The organism is Pseudomonas synxantha (assembly GCF_900105675.1).
Lineage (GTDB): Bacteria > Pseudomonadota > Gammaproteobacteria > Pseudomonadales > Pseudomonadaceae > Aquipseudomonas > Aquipseudomonas synxantha.
In genome coordinates this window covers 4881602-4901759 of the sequence record NZ_LT629786.1, presented here as the reverse complement: position 1 = coordinate 4901759, position 20158 = coordinate 4881602, and the positions used below count along the sequence as shown (strand labels likewise).

Annotated in this window: 22 protein-coding genes; 10 read left to right on the top strand and 12 right to left on the bottom strand. The window is 44.9% G+C overall.

Going from position 1 to position 20158, the window contains the following annotated elements; all coding sequences use genetic code 11:
• The first annotated feature begins 15 nt into the window (after positions 1 to 15).
• The 7 genes from BLU48_RS22735 to BLU48_RS22705 all read left to right on the top strand — a co-directional run bounded on the left by BLU48_RS22735 (position 16) and on the right by BLU48_RS22705 (position 8703).
• Entirely contained in the window at positions 16 to 1527 is a 1512-nt protein-coding gene (locus tag BLU48_RS22735; RefSeq protein ID WP_057021769.1) for a site-specific DNA-methyltransferase, read from the top strand.
• A 2-nt stretch (positions 1528 to 1529) separates the two neighbouring features.
• Positions 1530 to 4169, top strand: a complete 2640-nt coding sequence (locus BLU48_RS22730) for a DEAD/DEAH box helicase (protein ID WP_057021768.1) — start codon at positions 1530 to 1532, stop codon at positions 4167 to 4169.
• A gap of 325 nt (positions 4170 to 4494) precedes the next feature.
• The gene (locus tag BLU48_RS31815) at positions 4495 to 5610 is read left to right on the top strand and encodes a hypothetical protein (RefSeq protein ID WP_138233661.1); all 1116 of its coding nucleotides are present in this window, start codon (positions 4495 to 4497) and stop codon (positions 5608 to 5610) included.
• A gap of 114 nt (positions 5611 to 5724) precedes the next feature.
• A complete protein-coding gene (locus BLU48_RS22720) occupies positions 5725 to 6417 on the top strand; it encodes an SOS response-associated peptidase (RefSeq protein WP_057021766.1) in 693 nt (230 codons plus the stop codon).
• 312 nt (positions 6418 to 6729) lie between these two features.
• Complete coding sequence (locus BLU48_RS22715) at positions 6730 to 7461, top strand: hypothetical protein (protein WP_057021799.1); 732 nt, start codon at positions 6730 to 6732, stop codon at positions 7459 to 7461.
• A gap of 76 nt (positions 7462 to 7537) precedes the next feature.
• Positions 7538 to 7858 carry a hypothetical protein gene (locus tag BLU48_RS22710; RefSeq protein ID WP_083348205.1) on the top strand — a complete coding sequence of 107 codons (321 nt, stop codon included), beginning with the start codon at positions 7538 to 7540 and terminating at the stop codon, positions 7856 to 7858.
• 14 nt (positions 7859 to 7872) lie between these two features.
• Positions 7873 to 8703, top strand: coding sequence for a hypothetical protein (locus tag BLU48_RS22705; protein ID WP_138233660.1), 831 nt, complete (start codon positions 7873 to 7875; stop codon positions 8701 to 8703).
• 87 nt (positions 8704 to 8790) lie between these two features.
• On the opposite strand, the gene BLU48_RS22700 is transcribed toward BLU48_RS22705, so the two are convergent.
• From BLU48_RS22700 to BLU48_RS22665, 8 genes are all read right to left on the bottom strand, one after another.
• A complete protein-coding gene (locus BLU48_RS22700; protein ID WP_014717391.1) occupies positions 8791 to 9072 on the bottom strand; it encodes an addiction module antidote protein in 282 nt (93 codons plus the stop codon).
• Entirely contained in the window at positions 9069 to 9377 is a 309-nt protein-coding gene (locus tag BLU48_RS22695; protein ID WP_014717392.1) for a type II toxin-antitoxin system RelE/ParE family toxin, read from the bottom strand. The genes BLU48_RS22700 and BLU48_RS22695 overlap by 4 nt, the downstream gene beginning before the upstream one ends.
• Before the next feature lie 57 nt (positions 9378 to 9434).
• The gene (locus tag BLU48_RS22690; RefSeq protein ID WP_057021764.1) at positions 9435 to 10190 is read right to left on the bottom strand and encodes a hypothetical protein; all 756 of its coding nucleotides are present in this window, start codon (positions 10188 to 10190) and stop codon (positions 9435 to 9437) included.
• Positions 10190 to 10711, bottom strand: a complete 522-nt coding sequence (locus tag BLU48_RS22685; protein ID WP_057021763.1) for a hypothetical protein — start codon at positions 10709 to 10711, stop codon at positions 10190 to 10192. Before BLU48_RS22685 ends, BLU48_RS22690 begins: the two co-directional genes overlap by 1 nt.
• Before the next feature lie 10 nt (positions 10712 to 10721).
• Entirely contained in the window at positions 10722 to 11156 is a 435-nt protein-coding gene (locus BLU48_RS22680) for a hypothetical protein (protein ID WP_057021762.1), read from the bottom strand.
• Positions 11157 to 11223: 67 nt separating this feature from the next.
• Positions 11224 to 12294 carry a hypothetical protein gene (locus BLU48_RS22675; RefSeq protein WP_057021761.1) on the bottom strand — a complete coding sequence of 357 codons (1071 nt, stop codon included), beginning with the start codon at positions 12292 to 12294 and terminating at the stop codon, positions 11224 to 11226.
• Between the two features lies 1 nt (position 12295).
• Complete coding sequence (locus BLU48_RS22670) at positions 12296 to 12916, bottom strand: HEPN domain-containing protein (protein WP_057021760.1); 621 nt, start codon at positions 12914 to 12916, stop codon at positions 12296 to 12298.
• Positions 12917 to 12986: 70 nt separating this feature from the next.
• Complete coding sequence (locus tag BLU48_RS22665; RefSeq protein WP_231988990.1) at positions 12987 to 13676, bottom strand: hypothetical protein; 690 nt, start codon at positions 13674 to 13676, stop codon at positions 12987 to 12989.
• A gap of 142 nt (positions 13677 to 13818) precedes the next feature.
• On the opposite strand from BLU48_RS22665, the gene BLU48_RS22660 reads away from it, so the two are divergent.
• Genes BLU48_RS22660 through BLU48_RS22650 form a run of 3 tightly spaced genes read left to right on the top strand, consistent with a single transcriptional unit; the run spans position 13819 to position 17448 of the window.
• Positions 13819 to 15279 carry a hypothetical protein gene (locus BLU48_RS22660; RefSeq protein WP_057021759.1) on the top strand — a complete coding sequence of 487 codons (1461 nt, stop codon included), beginning with the start codon at positions 13819 to 13821 and terminating at the stop codon, positions 15277 to 15279.
• Positions 15215 to 16726, top strand: coding sequence for a hypothetical protein (locus BLU48_RS22655; RefSeq protein WP_231988989.1), 1512 nt, complete (start codon positions 15215 to 15217; stop codon positions 16724 to 16726). Before BLU48_RS22660 ends, BLU48_RS22655 begins: the two co-directional genes overlap by 65 nt.
• Entirely contained in the window at positions 16723 to 17448 is a 726-nt protein-coding gene (locus tag BLU48_RS22650) for a hypothetical protein (protein ID WP_057021757.1), read from the top strand. The genes BLU48_RS22655 and BLU48_RS22650 overlap by 4 nt, the downstream gene beginning before the upstream one ends.
• On the opposite strand, the gene BLU48_RS22645 is transcribed toward BLU48_RS22650, so the two are convergent.
• The 4 genes from BLU48_RS22645 to BLU48_RS31805 all read right to left on the bottom strand — a co-directional run bounded on the left by BLU48_RS22645 (position 17445) and on the right by BLU48_RS31805 (position 20036).
• The gene (locus BLU48_RS22645; protein ID WP_057021756.1) at positions 17445 to 18041 is read right to left on the bottom strand and encodes a hypothetical protein; all 597 of its coding nucleotides are present in this window, start codon (positions 18039 to 18041) and stop codon (positions 17445 to 17447) included. The genes BLU48_RS22650 and BLU48_RS22645 overlap by 4 nt on opposite strands.
• Positions 18038 to 18892: a hypothetical protein gene (locus BLU48_RS22640; RefSeq protein ID WP_057021755.1), complete on the bottom strand. Its 855-nt coding sequence runs from the start codon at positions 18890 to 18892 to the stop codon at positions 18038 to 18040. The genes BLU48_RS22645 and BLU48_RS22640 overlap by 4 nt, the downstream gene beginning before the upstream one ends.
• A gap of 76 nt (positions 18893 to 18968) precedes the next feature.
• Positions 18969 to 19250 (bottom strand): hypothetical protein, encoded by a 282-nt coding sequence (locus tag BLU48_RS31810; protein ID WP_138233659.1) that lies wholly within the window; start codon positions 19248 to 19250, stop codon positions 18969 to 18971.
• 36 nt (positions 19251 to 19286) lie between these two features.
• Complete coding sequence (locus BLU48_RS31805) at positions 19287 to 20036, bottom strand: hypothetical protein (protein ID WP_138233658.1); 750 nt, start codon at positions 20034 to 20036, stop codon at positions 19287 to 19289.
• Positions 20037 to 20158 lie beyond the last annotated feature (122 nt).

The window sequence follows — 20158 nt, the reverse complement described above, 5'->3', positions numbered from 1 at the left end:
TGGAACCCTTTTCGAATGCCTCTATTGTCTTGGTTTAACCGTGATGCCGACCTGACGAGAGCTGCCCTAGCGCCTTACCGTCTGCTTGAGCCGGTTGCTGAACTGTCTCATGGAGAGCCTGACTCTCCGAACATGCTGATCGAAGGCGATAACCTCGACGCGCTCAAGGCGCTTCTTCCGTACTACGCTGGTCAGGTGAAATGCATCTTCATCGATCCGCCTTACAACACGAAATCCGCCTTCGAACGTTACGATGACAACCTAGAACACTCGAAATGGCTGTCGATGATCTATCCACGGCTTGAGCTTCTACGTGAGCTGATGAGTCAAGAAGGCTCGATCTGGATAACAATTGACGATAACGAAGCCCATTACCTGAAAGTCATTTGCGATGAGATTTTTGGTCGTAAAAATTTCATTGCTGAAATCATTTGGCAGAAACGCACGTCTCGCGAAAACCGTGCCGCTGTAGGCTCGTCTCATGACACGATGCTTGTCTACGCAAAAATGGAAGCTTCCAAGTGGAAGAAGTATCGGAACCTGCTTCCATCCAACGACAAGGGCTACGGAAATCCAGATAATGACCCGCGTGGTCCGTGGCGGTCGATTCCGTTCTCGGCTCAAGGTTTCAGACCCAACCAAATGTATCCAATCACCAGCGATTCAGGTGATGTTCACTTGCCTCCGAAAGGCCGTTGCTGGGGATCGGTTGAGCCAGAATTCAATCGGTATCGTTCCGAAAACCGCGTCTATTTCCCAAAGGACGGTAAGGGTAAACCCCGCTTGAAGCGGTTTCCCTGGGAGGACGAAGGACTTGTTCCCATGACGCTTTGGCATGCCATGGACGCTGGCACTACAGAGGAAGCAAAAAAGGAAATCTTGGCTCTGTTCCAGGATGTTGAAGCCTTTGATACTCCGAAACCTGAACGCCTTCTAAGACAGGTTCTGGAAGTGGCGAGCAAGCCTGGTGATTTGGTACTCGACAGCTTCCTTGGTTCCGGCACCACGGCTGCAGTGGCGCACAAAATGAAGCGCAATTGGATTGGCATTGAGATGTCCGCAAACGCTAGGCTTTTCTGCGGTCCACGCTTGCTTCAGGTTGTGAACGGGGAACAGGGTGGTATCTCAGAAGCCTTGGGCTGGAATGGCGGCGGAGGCTACCGTTACTACAAGTTGGGTGTTCCAGTTTTCGATGACGCTGGTCACATCAGAGAAGGTATTTCCTTTGAGCAGTTAGCGGCTCACGTATGGTTTGCTGAAACAGGCACGGCTCGGTCGTCATCCGCTGAAAAATCTCCCTTCCTTGGTGAGCATCAGGGCACGTCTTATTTCCTGCTGTTCAACGGCATACTCGGTGATCTGACTGCGTCAGGAGGCAATGTCCTGACCAAGCGAATACTCAAAGCTTTGCCAAAGACTGATGGTCCTATGGTGATTTACGGGGAGGCGTGCGCAATTCCGTCTGAGCTTCTTTTGGAATCGAAGATTACTTTCCGGCAAACCCCATACGACATTAAGGCTCGCTGACCATGGCTCTAACTCTAAAGCTGTATCAAAACCGTGCATTGTCTAGCCTTGAAAAATTTCTCGACGCGGCTCGTTTAGAAGGACCATCGAAGGCGTTTGAGCAGACTGTTGATGCTGGGCTTGTCAGTGAATACAAACTGATGCCTGGTTTGCCTGAAATACCTTACGTTTGTCTGCGAATTCCTACCGGTGGCGGCAAGACGGTGATGGGTGCCCATATCATCCAAATCTGCGGTTCGTCTTACCTCGAGCGCCAATACCCAGTTGTTCTCTGGATGGTGCCGACTACACAGATTAAGAATCAAACGATTGAAGCTTTTCGTGACCATCGCCATCCGTATCGCCAGGAACTTGATGATGCTTTTGGTGGGCAGGTCGCGGTTTTCGATGTGTCAGAATTCACCCGTATACGTCCGGCAGATTTGATCACGAAGGTCTGCGTGGTGATCTCCACAGTGGCTGCTTTACGTGTCGATAAAGAAGAAGGGCGAAAGGTCTACGAGCATCACGAGGATCTTGAGGGGCATTTCACAGGATCTGCCAAACAGCTCGAACATCTTGATAAAGGGAAAGATGGGAAAGCCGTTGCCTCTTTCGCTAACCTTCTCAAGCTTCATGGTCCATTGGTCATCATGGATGAAGCGCACAACGCCACAACACCGCTTTCGTACACTGTGTATGAGCGTCTAGGTCCAAAGGCTGTGGTAGAGCTTACAGCTACCCCTGATGTGTCCAGCTCGAACGTACTGGTCAGTGTTTCTGCATTCGAGCTAAAAGCAGAAAACATGATCAAATTCCCTGTGATCCTAAAGGAACACAATGGGGAATGGCAGGTTGCAGTGAGCAGTGCAGTAGCTCGGCGCAAATCCCTTTCGAAAACCGCACTCGGTGAACCGGAATACATTCGTCCAATCCTGCTGATCCAGGCTGAAAATGCTAAGAGCGAAGCGACGGTTGAAGAGGTAAAGCAGCACCTCATCGACACTGATGGGGTGGACGAAAAAGCTATTGCTATCGCGACCGGCACACAGCGGGAAATTGATGGGATTGACCTATTTGCCAAAGACTGTCCCATAGAAGTCATCATCACCAAACAGGCGTTGAAAGAAGGCTGGGACTGCTCGTTTGCCTACGTTTTCTGTTCCGTCGCGCAGGTGAAATCTGACAAAGATATTCAACAGCTTCTTGGTCGTGTCCTGCGCATGCCATATGCAGTACCTCGGCGTCAGGAAGCAATGAGCAAAGCCTATGCTCATGTCACTACAGATACGTTTGGCCGTGCTGCTGGCGAATTGACCCAATCGCTCATCAGTATCGGCTTCAATCCGATGGAAGCGGCGGCTGCAATCCGTAAGGAAAAGACTGCAGAACTTCCTCTGCAAGGTGGGCAAGTCGGTACGCCAGAATTACCGGTCACGAAGGTTGAAGTCTCCAAAGCCCCTGATTTCACCAAGATCCCAGAGCGCGACCACGAGCGAGTCGTTTTCGTGCTTTCATCTGATGGACCTGGTGGGACTATTGAGCTGACGGACGAGTTGGATTTACTGACTGTTGAAGCCATCGTTTCTAGCGTTTCTGGCAAGGAAAAAAAGGCTGCAATTGCCGCTGAAGTTGAACGGCACCAACAAATGACCGTCGCTGCAAAAGCTCCTAGTGAGCGGGGCGTCGTGTTTCAGGTTCCACGTCTTTACTCAGTTGAGCAGGGCGAGCTTGAGCTTGTAGACCGTGGGGCTGTCTCTGCCTCATTCAGTTGGGATCTGCTGTCGTCACCACCAGACCTGTCGTCTTTCCGGTTTGATGAATCGAGTATGACTTTTGAGGTTTATCTCGATGACAAAACAGTCCAGTTCCAGAATGTGAAAGACGATGTCGGTACTTATCTTCCTGGCTTTGCGCAGGACCGTACCGTTTCGGACCTGATTGGTTGGCTGGATCAAGAAATCCGTGAGCCATCTATCAAACAGCCTGTGCTACGCGAGTGGTTACGCCGTGCGGTAACGGGACTGATTGATGATCGTGGATTCTCGCTATCCCAACTGTTGAAAGGACAGTTCATCCTTCGTAGGAAGCTTGGTGAGCAACTTTTGCTTGCGAAGAAAAACGCCTACGACAAGGGCTTTCAACAGGCACTGTTCCATGATGATTTGGAGCTGGTAACGTCCTCAGAACCCGACCATGCGTTTACTTATCCTGCTGACATGGCGTTGTATCCTGCTACCTCGTACTACTCTGGATCATTCAAGTTCAAGAAGCACTACTACCCGTTCCCCGGCATGCTTCCTTGGAAAACGTCGAAGGGGGAGGATGCAGAGGAATACCTTTGTGCGCAGGCAATTGAGCTTCTGGATGAAGTCGAATTTTGGGTAAGGAATCTTGTTCACGCTACCCAGTTCTGGATGCCGACAGCGACACAAAGGACCTATCCAGACTTTGTAGCTCGTCTCAAGGACGGACGCCTGTTCGTGATTGAGTACAAGGGAGGCGACCGTGTGAGCAATGATGACAGTAAAGAGAAGCGCCTCATCGGTGAGCTTTGGGCTAAAAAATCCGGGGGTAAGGGGATTTACCTTATGGCGCAGAAAAAGGACGATCAGGGTCGAGGGTTGCGAGATCAGCTTTTGGATGCGATCCGGAAAGGCTAATCATTCCTGAAATGGTTCAAGATTCTGTTCAGAGATTTTTTATCGATGGACATTGATAAATTCGTCTTGGTCGGTCCCTGTCCTTACAGCTCCTTCTGAATCCGCACCCTCCGAGCTGAAAGCACCTCTTAGAGCTATTCATAGGTTCCACCTTCAACATGCCCCGGTGTCATTCGACGGGGCATTGAGAGGTCGTACATGCAGCATAAAATTATTGGTCAGTGCTAACCGGTGGAGGTAAGGGAGGATAGGCTACTATCGACTTCCAGCCACTACATTTAAAGGGATAGAAATGCATAGCGCCGCTCTCGACACCCAGCTTTTCATGAAAATGCCTATTCATTGTGATGAAACTGGTTCTAATGGAATCGTATATTTCAAAGACGTTCAACCTCATCCACTTACACTCGATGATTGGTTGGGTTTTTCTGATTCGAAAGACTTAAAGATTAAAATTGCTGGTGTCGTTGCTGGAAAACCTGAATGGGATAAAACGTTTCCGCCCGTTGGTAATAGATTCCAAGCCGACTTTGCGGTTGGACCAAGTTTAAATAACTCGTGTTTTGCTTTGGTTAAAGGCGGATGGGTTCCTATATTTTATGCTTTTTCTAAAGGGAATATTATTGCCGACAGAAATCTGGTTTCTGAAATTCAAGCTAGATTTTCAAATGGTGAAATGTCTTCTGAAAGAGAGCGTAACGATTTTTTAGACTATATCTGTGACAAGAACTGTTCATGCACTATTCATACAATATCTTATGCACTGGAAAGTAATGAGCGAAAAATTCCTTCCGCAGAAAAAATTATTGAACAACATTGTGCTGCTTTAAAGACCTTGTCGAGAGCTTTGCCCCACGTAAAAACCTGGCCCGAATCCGATTCGGACCTAGAACACTTTCTAGCTTTGGCAGATAAGTTTCGTGAGTATTTTTCGCAAGGAATGCGCCTTCTCATTAAGTTAGCTCCATTGGTGATTAATTCACCAGCACGTAATAAAAGAGTTGATAGGTGGAAAGCCATGGCTCAGATAGCTAGGGCTGAAAATATTTCTGTAAGTCACATTGTATTTCTTGCCTGTATAAGTGCTACTTCTGCTGAACAAGGTTTCAATCCGGCACAAAAGCTTATCAAGCCAAAAGCGATTTACACGGAAGAAGATGCATACAACTCTATGTATGATCTTTTTTTGATTATGCTTACTAACGTTCTCCAGACACAAGCCCCAGAGCTAAAGGTCACTCTTGTCACTCGCGATAAAAATTTGGCCTTCTTTTGGATGGGGCTTACCTTTGCAGATCCATCAAGCCCTGGTCAGCAGATGATTGGCCTTCACCAAAAGTTATTGCCAGTTTCCGAGACGGAGTTAGAAGAACTCGCGATCATTTTAGGCGAAGGCCGGGTTAACCCTTCTTGGACCGTTCCACCTTCAATGAAATATTAGTTTGGTGCCTTCATTTTTTTATGAATTTCTCAGCATTGGAGTCATCCAAATTTCTATCTGCAGTCAGATGGGGGAAGGGTGAGAGACCTAACCTCTAATATCAGGAGAAGGTTTATGTGTGGTCGATTTGTGATGTTTAGAAGCCTTGATGAGTATGTGCAGGAGCTTGACCCTCAACGCGACCTCTTCACAAGCGCTGACACCACGCCTGTTGAGCGATACAACATCGCCCCTTCAACTGATGTGCCAATCATCCATGCCGAGCCTGACGGCCCGCAGATCTCGCCAGTGCATTGGGGTTGGAAGAGGGAGGTGTCTTGGCCGAAGCCCAAGGTTGTGCAGCCTATCAACGCACGCATAGAGACCATTGCGAAGGGCAGGTTCTACAAGGATCTGTTCCCTGACCACAGGGCCTTGGTAATGGCTGACGGCTGGTACGAATGGGTCAAAGAACCGGGTGATGAGAAGAAGCAACCCTTCTTCATCAGGTTGAAGAGCCACAAGCCTATGTTCTTCGCTGGACTGGCCCAGGTAGAGCCAGGTCCATCGCCTGATGAGCCACCGGGCTTTTTGATCATCACTGCTGATGCTGCCGGGGGCATGGTGGACGTTCATGACCGTAGGCCCGTGGTTCTTTCTCCCGAGCTTGCGCGGGAATGGCTTTCTCCTGATCTGACGAAGGATAGAGCAAAGGAAATTGCCCGCGACCTTGGCGAACCTGCAGAAGATTTTGAGTGGTATCCCGTCTCAAAAGACGTTGGCAATGTGAAGAACAAAGGGGCTTATCTCATTAAGTCGATAACCTAAATGGTATAATTTGGGTATAATAAAATATTAAGTTTCTATGACTGACGTATCAGAAAATAAATACTCGCCAGACCAAATTTTTTCAAATGATCAGATTGATCAATTGAGAAAGCAAGTCACATGGTGCGGCGGCACTATCGCAGATGAAATATATTGGGAAGGTTATTCAGAGAGCCCATTATCAATAAATGAAAAGCAAATACTGATGTCAAAGAAGAGACCGAGAGGGTTTGAAAAGTTTAAGAGAGTTAAGAGATTTAGATGTGAGCAGAAAGAAATGCTATGATTTATTCATAACAATTAATGATAGCCATGCCAAATCTAAAGTCTGAATACCGCGCACAGGTTCAAAGCTTCATCAAAGCTTTGGATTACGCCAACAACGTCAGCCCTGACGTTGATTACAAAATGTCGAAAATCAAACAAGAAGCGTTTCTACCACGCTGGTTAACAGCTTTGGTTGCAGAAGAGGTTCGTGCGCAAGGTGAGAAAGCCCCGAACGTTCTTAATTTTGGTAGCCCTGTTTTCACCAACACGGTGATTCAGAAGGATGGAGAAGACTACTATGGCTTTGACATGTGCAATGTCTATACACAGAAAGACCATGCTCCAATGACCATCAATGCCTTAACCAAGACTGTCGATAACTACGTCACCTTGAGGAATCACAGTGTCAGCCAAGGTGAGCCTATGCTAGATCTCGATAACACCTTTAAGCAGTGGTACGAGAAGGTGAAGGGCATGACGTTGAAAAACCCTGAAGCGCAGTTGGTGAAGAACATCACTGAGAAGGGCATTGCTATCAAGAAGCTTGATGACCTCCAAAAGCTTTCTGGCGACGATTTCACTAAATGGCGTGAACTAGACATGCCCAATACCTGGATAGCCCTCAATCCATACGTCAAAGGCTTTAAAAACGAATTCATTGTTCCCAACAGGTTTGCTGATTTTGAAAACTCTTTTGCTAAACGAGTGATGGACGTTTTTTCTGCGCCAGCCCCGGTTGAGCAAAATAAGCCTGATAGGCCAAGATTTAAGTTATGAAATTAATTTGCCTTACGGGTAAATTTTGCTAATTCGGTTTGGTATAATTTGACTCATAAACAAACCTACATTTACTATGAGTAAAATTAAATTCAAATCTGATGACGAATATCTAACGCATTTCGAAGGGTTGATTGACTCTTTAAGGCATATAGCCCGTGATTACGGTTATTGCGCATTTGGTTTATCTTACAAAGACTATTCAGGGAAAACTGTAATTTCTCTTGACTACTATGATGTAAAACTAGATTCGATGGTGAGCTGGGATCTGGTCAAAGAAGTAGGGGTTGCTGTTCGAAGATTCAAGAACAAAGAGGTATTGCTTTTCCGTGGCGAGACAGTAATAACTCATAAGCAGATAAAGTATTTGAAAGAAATAGAATTTCAAGCCTCCTAAGTGGAGGTTTTGTTTTGTCAAATGGTATAATTGTTTGTATAACAAATTATCCATCTATGACTAAAAGAAAAGCTACAAAAAATAAAGGTGTGTTGCCTGAAAGTACTCAGCCAGTTGCTGAAATTAAAAATGACGATCTGGATTTTTCATTCCTTATTGAAGAAGACCCAATAGGCGCGAAGAATAGTAAGGATGAATACGTTGATCCAAATGATGATTTCACTATAGATGGTCTTGATTATGATTGGTCTGAGAGTTCATTTAATGAGAATAATGGACTGGGAAACAAACGTCTTAGCTCGTATTCTGAGTCAGTAAAAGAAGAGCTAGTAGAAATAATAGCCAAAATTCGAAAGATCACATCTGAGAATGATCCTTATGAATTCGATGCGAAAAATAATCTTGTCCTAAGTTATTTAACAAGTTATCACACGAAATATTGCTTTTATGTACCTTCTTTCCTTGTCTGGCTTCTCAAAGACTATGGATTTTACGCAGAAATTAATGAGCTTCAAATCAAAGCTCCTGAATACCATGAGTCATCGGGCCAAATAAAATTCCGTAAAGATATGATTTTAAGTAGAAAGGATGGCGTATTCGTTTTTGCTTGCTGCTTCAGAAGGTCGTTGAAGAATTTTATGAATGTGACTAAAGGCTATGGACACATTCTGTGGGCATTTGAGTTATTCATAGAAGGACTGTGTAACGACAATGGGTGCAATGAAAGTATGTTCAGATGTGATGAAGAGTCTATCCGCACATTAGGTATCGCGGAAATGTCTCTTTTCAGTTATGAGGCGCAAAACAACAAAGCTTATGAACAGTGTGAAATTAGGTTTGAATAACAATTTCTCATTGGAACGAAACGATGCCTCCTTTTAGGAGGTTTTGTATTTGCTCATGCTCCCGGTGATTCCGGGAGGGTATTGGGACTAGACGTGCTGTGCCGTCAGCTTCACGCCTAATGCATTCACAAGCTTCAACACTGTGTCATACCGGGGCTTTGCACCTGGTGCCAACGCTTTGTACAGGCTCTCACGGTTCATGCCTGCATCACGGGCCAACTGCGACATACCACGGGCCTTGGCGACTTCTTGCAAGGCGCGCAGGAACACGTCAGGGTTTGGGTCTTCAAGCGAGGCAGTGAGGAATTCACTGATGGTGTCCTCGTTAGTAAGGTATTCAGACGCCTCAAATGGCTTGAGCTGGGTCATGTACGTTCTCCACGATCGATCTCGTTTAGGATAGCTTTTGCGGCCCTTATGTCGCGCTTTTGCGACGACTTGTCACCACCGCACAGTAACAGATACACAACTTCTCCACGGCGCGTGTAGTAGACGCGGTAGCCAGGGCCGACGAAGATCCGCATCTCTGAAATCCCATCACCTACCGGCTCACAGTCACCGAAATTACCTTCCTGTGCTGAAACCATCCGCGAGACGATCCGGGCTCGTGCCCTGTCGTCCTTCAAGCCTTTCAACCACTGGTTGAATTCTGTTGTTGTGATGAGTGTGTTCATGAAGCAAGTGTAGCCGAACGGCGACACACCAGCAACGCAAGAATGATCACTTTTTGATCAGTCCTGAAGGTGCTTCTCTCTGATCATATCTTCCAGCTCGTTCTTCCTATCATTGAGTGCCTGGATTGCTTGTACCGCTTCAGGAGACACTTTGCAGATAGTCATGTAGAGAACCATTGCAGTGGCTAGCCCCAGTTCTACACAAGCTAGGAGCCCACCCTCGTATTCATAATTGCCCACGGCATAAAGCCCTACATTTTCTAAGCGGGTCATTCCCTCTTCGAATGAAATGCGGGTGTGTAAGGTCACGGTCTTGGCATTAGGGTGCGCGCCGAAGTCGATGGTGCTTTCGTACAGTGCATACATCCAAGTACCCAGTACTGGGTCATGCTTATCAACCAATTTCTGTGCATCTTTGATCGGTTTTTTGAAGGCGTTTTTACAGGCTTTCAACCCTTCGGGTGAACTGTGCCGACCTATCCATTTCTCTGGCAGGGTTTCATCATTCGCCATCAATAGCGCATAACAGGCAGTTTCCAACGCCGTGCGCAAGATGGGGAAAATTCCTGAAACGTGACCCGTGAGACCAATGCGAAAGCCGGTCATTAAAAGAAACCTGGCATTGGTACGCATAAGGTGAATTATCGGATTGTCGATCTGGACGCTTGGACCACTCACGTACTGATTTAGGAACGAATCGAGGTCGTTCATCATGGTCAGGAACGGGGAACCTGCTTCAAGGATCTCTTCTAGGTTTTCTGTCCCTGCCTTGAGGTAAGCCCGGAATGAATCATCACCATTGCTTCTGAACATCAGACCACCTCGTCTGGCTTGGACCTACGCAATTCAGCTTGGTATTTTTCAGCCTCTGCTTCTATACGTTCTATGGTCCAACCGTTCTCTATCCACAAGGGTTCAAGGATGGCTGTGAGTGCTGTATCTGTCTCATGGAACAACTCAATGTCATCGTTTAATCTGGTGACGATTTCGTCAAAACCACCCGCGTAAAGCACGTCCATGTTTTCACGGAAAAAGGTATGGGCGAGGTAATTCCGGCGCTTGTTGGATCTGCGAATCAAGTCATCAAAGGCTTCCGGCACGGTCATCACTTTTCTCAAGGAATGGACAAGTGCGCCAAACGTCTTGGAGAAATTACCGTCAAAAAACTCTTCGTATTCAGTGTCAGTCCATTCGGATTTTTTACTAGGTAAAAAGTCCAGGAAGAAGATGGCGTTCACTATCCCATGCTCAAGCACCTGGGCCATGTGCATGGCTGCACCGTAGAAAGCGCAGACCTCTTTGAACTGGAGGGCTTGAGGGTCAATTTCATCCATGCTGACGTTCCTAATTGAACCGTTTTAGAAATTCGTTAAGGTCACGTTCTGGACGTACACCTTTGACGCTAACCAACATCAAAACTCCGATTAATCGAGCCTCCGAAGTGGCGATTTCAGCATCCCCAAATTCTCTCCTTACGACCGGCAAAGCATGCTCCAACCACCCATTCAGAATCTCTATAGGATCTTCCTTCATGCATCCGACGTCGAGTTCGCGTTTCTCGGTCGGGGTGATGGCTCCGAATTCCTCTGCAAGGTGGAAGGTTTGAAGGATCAACGCTCGCGCCATCCCGTGATTTTCAGGCATCTGACTGTTGGAAAATAATGCAAACCAATTCGGAAAGTGCATCCGTGTGAGCTTATTGAATTTGTCAGTTTTGGACTTTACCAAGACAACAAAAATGATAATTCCGGCCACGATTGCGCCGATCAAATATTCCATTAAAACCTCTTATATATCCGTGTAGTGCGGCGTATTTTACTTGATGGTAAATGGTATGCTTTTCGCGCTATCGAAAAATATCCTCGTCCATTATGCCGTTGAATAAACTGCCTTGGTAACGCTCTGCATAGACCAGTGTTGTAACGTACCGATCAGCGCTATGCGTTCCGTTCAGCTCAAGAGGGTGGGCACCATCAGTTGCAAAAATGTTGCTCGGGTCGTGGTCCTGGATATCGTCCTCGGAAACCTTTCTGTACACAGGCTGGTAGATCGTCCCATGGTCGGCCCGCAGGTAGTACGTTGGGTGCTTCGTTTCCTTGTCGAGAAGGATTGCACCAGCAGTGAGTCGAGCGGGGCCGTTTACCGTGCGAACCTTGCCATCTGAGAGTTTGTAGGTGCCATTTCGAGTGTGAAGCTCCATCACGAACTCATCCATCGACCGAAGCGGCTTGCTGACAGGTATGCCCTTGCTCGTGATGTAAACAAGGAAAGCATCAGACAGGGTTTCTGATGACAGCGAGCTACCATCAATGAACTCAACAACTCCACCGGACAACGCCCGTTCAAGGTCAGTGGCTGCTACCAGTAGTGGTTTTAAAGAATGGTCAGCGGCTTTTGCACGATCCAGAAGGTGCAGCATGTTCAGATCGTCCTGTCCCGAGGGAACCCTATCGGTACGTTGGACCAAGAATGACTCTTTAAAAATGCCCTGCCAGCTATCCAAGCACTCGTTTTTGGAATCCCAGATAACAAGCTGGTCCTCCAATTGCAGAGGTAAGCACGTTGAGCGGAGTGCCTCGATGAGCATGTGCAAAGGCGCGAAATAATCACCGTCCTTTTCTCGGAAGCGAACAATCAGCCCTTCATCTTTACCCGCGATCATGCCATCCAATGACCACTGACCGATTTCAGCCGTTTGGCCCGTCCAAACCATTAGAGATATTTCGGAATGCTTGGGGATGCCGTGTGCATCAAGCTTGATCAAAGCGTTCACTTCCTCCTGGTTAAGATCACAGGGAGGCGGTTGGCTCAAAGATTTTTGTCGCGGAGTTTTCTCAAGACTGTCGATGATTTTTTCATAGTCGTCTTCCCCCGTGGAGAAGCCACGGGACTCACAGAATTCTTCCCACTCGCTCATTTTATTTGGCCTTGACTGGGTAGCGATGATCGAACAGGGCGGTGTAGCTCTTGTAGAGAGCGTCATACCGCTCCCAAGACGTTGCCCCAGTCGGTGAGTAGGTCTTTATATTGATGGTCGCGCCCTTAACCACCGTCTTGCCTTTGTACAGAACGGTGTTGGCCATTTCGTAGTAGTCGATCAGCTTTTCGTCAGTCGCATTCACTGGCACGGGATAGCGTCCTGCCCAAACAACGCTGTGCTGGTAAAAATTCAGGATCTTCTTCTGCGCAGGATTCCTCTTCACACCAAGCAAATGAGCCAGCCGATTCAAGTCGTGATGTTCAGGTGGAGTAATCCCTTGGCTAACAAGCGCCGCCTTCATAGCTACTTCCAGAGATAAGCCGCAGAGCATGTGGTAGACGTGTGAACAGGCAAGGTGCATGTCGAACCCTTCACCTAACCCAAGCTCCCTAGCGGCGTCATGACCACGCCCGTTTGACATGGAAAGCCAAATGGCACCGGCAGAGGCATGAAGGTCATTGGCACGGTTCCGCCAATGATTTTGATGGCTCTTGTCGTCCACCAACGTGGGCCGTTGGTGGTGCAGGTAATTCTCATACTCTGGGAAATCATCTTCCATGTGCAGTCCCTAATGGCAGACGAAAAAAAGCCCCGATAGGCCGGGGCTTCATGCTAGCAGTTTGGAACCATCAAGCGATGGTGTAACCATCGAAAGCGGTTTTCTCAGTGATAGCCCTGATGATGTTTGGTCGGGTAGCTGGAACCTCGGAGCCGTCTGCAAGCTTGATAGTGGCCGGGTTGAGCGTTTCCTTTCCGTCGCCATCTTTGACGATCTTAAAGCCCAAGAAGGTGAAAGCTGGTTCGTCTTGGGTCAGGTTAGCAGCAGCACGACCACGGCGAGAGAACAGCTTTTCAGACTTACCATTATGCGTCACGGTGTGGAATGTCGGCTCGCCGGATGGGTCTTTCTCGCTGGTTTTGCGAGTGCCCTTTGTTTTGCTACCGGCGTTCTTCAACGCTACGTGTGTGCCTTTGATGACCTCAAGGGAAATGTCATATGCCAAGGCTTTGAATTCGTCTTGGAAAGCCAACAGAACGCGTTCAAAAGAAGTACTTTTCTTCAATTCTGCCAAGGACTTGAGGTTAGCTTTTTCTGCATCTTTCAGCTTTTTCAATTCTTCAAAAAGCTTAACCAGCTTTTCGTCATCGCCCGAAGTTGCTGCAGCGGAGATTTGAGCGTGGATGTCAGTCAGAGCTGATGAAGTCGTGACAGACAGCAGGTGCTTCAAAACCTTTGCGCCCAGCTCCCTTGCAGGAGCTGCATGGAGATCAGCAGCAACGGCAGCTTCATATTCATTTTGAGAGGCTTTGTCAGTCATTCACTCGTTCCTTGCGTGCGTGTTGGTAGTTTTAAAAAAACATCACCTGAAGCTACTCGATGAAAAAACGGTTGTCAATTCGTTTGGCGGTGTTTGAAAAAATATAAATGATATAATTGTTCATATAACTAACAAATCTAATATGAAGTATTCAAAAGAAGAAGAAAGGCAGGCACAGGCAAAAAGAGATCAAGCAGTTCAAATAGATGAGGCAAAGCAAATCCAAGATATTGATGACATGCTCGTCAAGAAAGGTGTTGCTCAGAAGTTACCAGAACCAATCGCTACACAGCAAGGCATAATAAGCGGGGGAGTGAATGTTAAACGCGCAGTTCCTTTAACAAAGCTGTCTAATGAAGAGGAAGAAGAACAGCTACCAGTGGATGAATTCGTTTCTGCTCTACTGAAAATAGGTAAAAAATACGATAGAAAAGTAATGCAGAAGAAAGACGACATTCATGATGGCGTAGACCTTTTCTTCATCAAAGTTGGGCAAGAACGCGCTATTGATGTGAGCGTAAAGCATGGTGGTGATATACGATTCAATGAAGGCGAATTGAATTGCCAGATGAACCAAGACGTTGTGAGAGCTGTAGCTCCTTTCAAATTTCACCAGCCTGACACCGTGCTTGAGGTGTGGGTAGATGATTCTAAAAAAACTCCAGAAGCAATTTCTGCGCAAGAAGAATTCATTAAGAACACTATTGGCACGTTGATTGAGTCTGGCGTTAGCCTCGACCGTATTATTTTAAAAAACGAGCAATTCAACTCTATTCTTGAGAAGTACAAAACAGACGCACAAGCAGCTAATCCAGAAGAGCCCGCTGTAGCTGGTGTTAATGTCGTGAGTCAAAACAAGCCTGTTGAAAAGCCAGGTGAACCTGCTGCACCAGTGGCTGAATCCTCTCAAAAGGTGGTTCAACCAAAAGAAGAAATTCCTGCGAAGCAGAATGTAACCGATACTCCATCTGATCAAGTGAAAACTAGAATCGAAGAGATTTTTATAGGTGAGGGATTGTTCAGAAGGGGAGACACTATTTTGGATATGTTCAATAGACGTGCAGAGCTAGAAAGAACTGAAGGATTAAAAATTCAATTATCGTCAGATGGAAGCACCTGGAACGTCACAAAAATAGGTGATGGTCAAAGAATTCCAGATAGAAAATTCCAGTTCGACACTTCTAAAATGCCTGAAAAGGATGAGTTTAAAAGGGTCTTCAATTCTCTTGAAGGGAAAGGTCAGTTGGCAATCATAAGATCAGGTATGAGCCTCGAAAATTTTGATAAGCAAAAAACGAATTTAATGAAAAGTGGAATTGATTTGTCATTTTCCGATGATTACCAAGACGTAGTTGTTTCGAGAAAGATTGGCAATATAACAGAGAGAGAAACCTTTCCTCTTAGTAGCATCGTGGTTGGTAATTCAAAATTAGGGGCGGGGTTGTTCAACGCACTGAAGAATATTTCAAGCGCCGACAATCAGTATAAAGAAATAAGGCCAAGCAATGCAGCCAAAGCAGCAAATGCGGATGCATTGTTTGAGCCAAAACCTGTGGATGTTGAAGAGAGGCAAACAAGTCGAAGAAACAAACCTTCGATGTGAAAAAAATAAAGGAACCTGCGGGTTCTTTTTTTTGCGCATAATTTTGGGGCTGCGAAATGGTATAATTAAAGCATTAACAAACAAATCTAAAATGAAGTTTATAGATAAAATTAAAGATAACCTCAAAGAGGTATTTGGAGGAAAAAAAGACGGTGGATTCACAGAGAATACTGTAGATGTACTTCAGTCTTTTCAAGATGCAGATTCAACGCCCAGTGTCATCAATGATTTACCGGAGAATCAAGAGCAGTATAGCGATGATATATTGAAGGCTTTCGCAGAAGAATCTAAAACCTTTGGCATGGGAAGCAATAGTCAAACTAAATATGATTATTTGACTGATACAGACGGGGCATTTCGTGACAAGGTTATTGCTAGTATAAATGTTAAGCGAGTACCAGAGTCAGAGCTGGCTAAAAGCCCCGAAAATTCTATGGTCGAGGCAAAAGATTATCTAGCTGAATTAAAGGTGATTCTAGAAAAGTACAATATGTCAATAATGGAGTTTTCTAACTCAAAGATTAAGATAGCGGATGAAAGAAATAGAACTCAATTTGACCTCAATAGAACAGGTGGGGTTAGGTTTTATGTGAATATCAATGGGCCATGGGTTCAAGAGATAGTTGACTTTGAAGCAAGGCATAATTATACGGGAAATAAAAAAAGTATTGAGCTTTCAACAGATCCAGATTTAGTAAGCCATGAAGAACGTAAAAAATATTTCGTGTCATGTTATAAAACTCTTCATGCTGCAGGTATCGATCATAAGAGAATTGTCATTCTTGATAAAGATTTCAGATACCTTATGGATGAGTTAAAGCCTAAAGTCGAGCCCGTCAAAGTTGATGCGGAATCAACCAACAACGCGAAACCAATGAATTCACAAGCTCCACCCTTAACTGGAGGGGTTCGAACAATCACTGCCCAAGAGGCTTTGGAACAACGCACCTTGAGAATATTAAGATATTGCGGTGGTGATTTAGAATATTTAGAAAGTAAAAGTAAAGTTTTGGCCAGTGAACATAATTTAGAGATTGGTTTTAGTCCAGATGGCGATCATGTAACTGGTTCAACAGTTGATAAAAAGTTATCCGCAACTTTTCTCACAAAAACTGTCGAGAAAGGAGAGAGGTATATTCATGAGTTAAGCATGAGAGAAGTAGGCAATACAATTCGTAGCATTGTTATGAATTCCAAAGGGAATCTGTCTACATTTGAAGATTTAACAGGAAAGGCTTCAAAGGATTTAAGTATTGATATTTCTATATCGCAAGATTCTAAAAATATTGTTGGTGAAAAAGCGAAAGACGGAAACCTACACAAAGTATCATTAGAGCTAAATGGCATTAACGGAGGTAAAATTCTTTCAGAAATGCACAAGCTTGAAAAGAATGAGCAAGACGACAACACAGTGCGTGAGGCAGTTAAAAGGGGGTACAAGCCATGATTTCTATGAAGGGGCTGTTCTCCTTCTTCGTGGCTAACCAAGCTCAAAAGCCAAGAAGCAAAGAGGCTTCCAAAGCTGCTGATGAGCTGGTGGCGAAGCCTGAATTCCTCAATAGATGTCGAGAACGTTTGATCAGCACCATGATTCGGTCGTCTCGGTCTTTGACGCTTGTTGTTTCCCATGATGGTGAAGAGTTGACAGCCACGGCCAACGGCTTAGCTTCTGTTCTCGTGAAGGGCAAGGGTTTCTGTGTCCTGGACGTGCGTACCCAGTCTGCGGAGCTTGTGCTTTGCCTCATACGGGATGTGCATCATGAATTTGGTATAGGTGCCAGCAACGAAGGTCAGATCATTCTCTCGCTGGTAGCTGATGAAGCTGTGACACAGGAAGGGGGCCTTGTAAGGGTCATCACTGACGTAATACACGCGGCGTGCCTAGATCTGCCTGATTCGGTCCTGGAAGCTGGGCGTGATTCCGTGGAGGGACAAGTTCAAGCTGTGATTGCGCGTAAGCTGGCTTCTAACCTCGGGCAATACTTCGCTGACAATCAGCGCATACCGTTAGCTGTAGCTCGTCATGAAGCCTTGAAAGCACCTCACCTGATGTTGGGTGATGATGACTTGAAAAGCTTTTTGGATAAGAAACTACAGAAGAATGCAGATGTTCTATTCGATGAACTTTACACATTTGATACGACAAGCACCTACAGAAAAGGCGATTAAAGGTCGCCGTGCAAATCTGTAAATATCTCGGCTAGCACTGATTTGTTCGTTGGAAATTTTAGGCAAATTGTTAGGATTTCCATGGGTTGTCTGTATTCCCATTTGACCTTTGAATAATCCATCTTGAAAATAATCCTGTCAAGCTCGAATAGATTTTCTACATAGTGAGTGTTGATCTTGTTGTTTTCGAATTGGGTGTACTTAAAAATACTATAATAGTCATCCATGTGTTTTACGAATGCCTTTACCTCTTCATTGCACATTTTCCATTCTGGTGAGCCGGGTTTGATTTTTGTGTAAGTTCTAATCATGCTCGTGACAAACATTAGAGATGCACATGTTTCGATTGGTTGTTTAAGAAAATTGCTTGTGATGATTTGGTCAAAAGCAGTGCAATATTTATCCAGCGGGGCGCCTAGTTTCTTCTTAATCCCGGCATACGATTTGTCTTCCGGTGGCGGGTCAGAGTTAAAAATTTTATCAAGAATGTCAGCATTCGGATTGGGTATATCTTTTTCATCATCCCCGTTTATCCCGGAATCTAAATTTTCCATCATTTGATTTATCGCGTCTTCGTCATATTCGTCTGTCATAATATCCTCATGATATTGGTTGGTATTGAAAATATTTTCATTATTCTTTGTTGAGCTTTACTAGCCGTAAGAAAGGCTCTGTAAGACTTTGCTTTTTTATTGAGATATTTCTCGTTGTACCTTTGGAACAGGTGCCCGTATTTTCTCAGAAATGGTTCATAACTGATTAACAAGTCTTTATGAAGCGTAGGGTGTTCCGTCATATAGTCTAATGGGTATCTAAGCCATTCAGGTTTATTCACGTAATGTGTAAAGTATCGTGCATAGTTTTTCTTTAGCAAAAAAGCGATGTATTCATTAATGCTGTTTGGTCTAGCGTTTTCAGCCCACTCATCGAATTGGCATAGTTGAAAAGCGTCAAATGCCAGCCAGTTTTCTTCATTCGTAGTGAAGTTGTTTAATGATTCTTCGTTTTGAATCTGTGCCCAGTCATGTCTGATTCGGAATCTATGATCCGTACAACGGCTATTAGCTCTATACCCACTGACGTTCAAAGCATCCGTAGGAAAAGCATATAGAGACTTTAGGAAGCCTTTCAGGTCTTTCTCATAGAACCACTTCAAACGAAAAGCGAAAGGTTTGTTAGCCAAGCGTTGTGAATAATCGTCAAAGATAAGCGCGTTGATTAAATCGTTGCGCGTTGGGCAGTTCGAAAAGAAAAGTAGAAATTCAATTTCTTTGTTGTACTTGTAGAGAATGAAAGGATTATTCAGCTCTGTGTAGTTTTCAGCGTTGATAATTTCATCGAGAGTGTTGGGTTTCGGATCAAAGTCGAAAGTCTTGCTGTAAAGCAATTCATCCAAGTCATTGATCGGGATCTCTCGCCCTTTGGTCAGACTAGCTTTAAACATAATGTCATTGTTTGTTTTTCTTCTCTAATTATACCATTTGTAGGTGATGTAACTCGCCTTATAGAATAAAGAAAAATCAGGCATTAGCCTGACTGTTTTTTCTTCTGTAAATGATTAGGTAAGAGAGACCCATTGGAATGATGGTGTAAGCAATCAGGCCGCAAATGATTTGCGTGACATTTGATTTTTGAGCTGCTACCACCAGCCAGTCTATGAAACTGAAACTACCAATGGAATGGCTCATGAAAATTGAGCAAGCTATCAATATGGCAAACGCAAGTATTGCAAATTTGAAGAGGCGTTCAATTTTATAGTATTTAGCATAAGGTTGAGTTGTAGATGGTTTTGAGTTTTGCATGATTGTTAAGTTTGTTTTTATAATTATACCATTTTGTCAGGAGGATTCTTTGATAAAGACGTTACTAAAATATGCGAGGTCTTTTAGATTTGATTTTGGATAGTATGCAAAGACTTGGCAAGTGGTCGCATCCACCGCGACCATGCAATGTAATTCCCCCAATGGGTTTTCAATTGCAACGTAAAGCTTATGTGTTCGTGTTTCTATATCTTGGGTTAAATCTGCGAATGTTTCGGCTCCGCTTGGAATGTATTTGATGACCGGGGCTTCAAGGTCTTTTGTTATTGAGCGTAAACCTTGAAGAAGATCTGTTTGGCTAATCTTGATGGCCGTTTCTGAAGGGCTCCTGTACGGCATGAATTTCCTATACGCTTTACTGTAGTATTCGTTAGTAAAAGAATCCCAAGTGTCGTAATTCACCACAACCTTGAAAAATCGGCAAAGATGTAGCTTTAAATATTCTTCATTGGGTTTTTCGTATTTACCATTATGGCTAATGTCGAATTCAAAGCAGCAGTGTTGTTCGTGTTCTATGCGAATAGCTTCAGGGGCTGTAATGCAGATGTGTCTTTCTAGTAATAAGTCTCTAGTGAAATGCACCTGTATCTTTGTGCTGAAGTGTTTTCTTTGTGACGTGTATATCATCAACTCACTGGTATTTGCTTGATGAAGCTTCGCCAGTGCCTGGATAAGACCCTGACTGATTAAAGGCTTTCCGTTTACTGTGAAGTCTTGAAATGTGAGTCTCGTAGCTGGCTTTAATACGTGAAGGTTTGAATTCGGCATGTGCAGGAATTTATTTATTTAATGTATTATAACATTTGAGCTAATCGCATTTGCTATAATGACAAAAACAACTGTGTAAAACATGAATGAATTAAACTTTAACGAACCGGCTGTGCAGATTG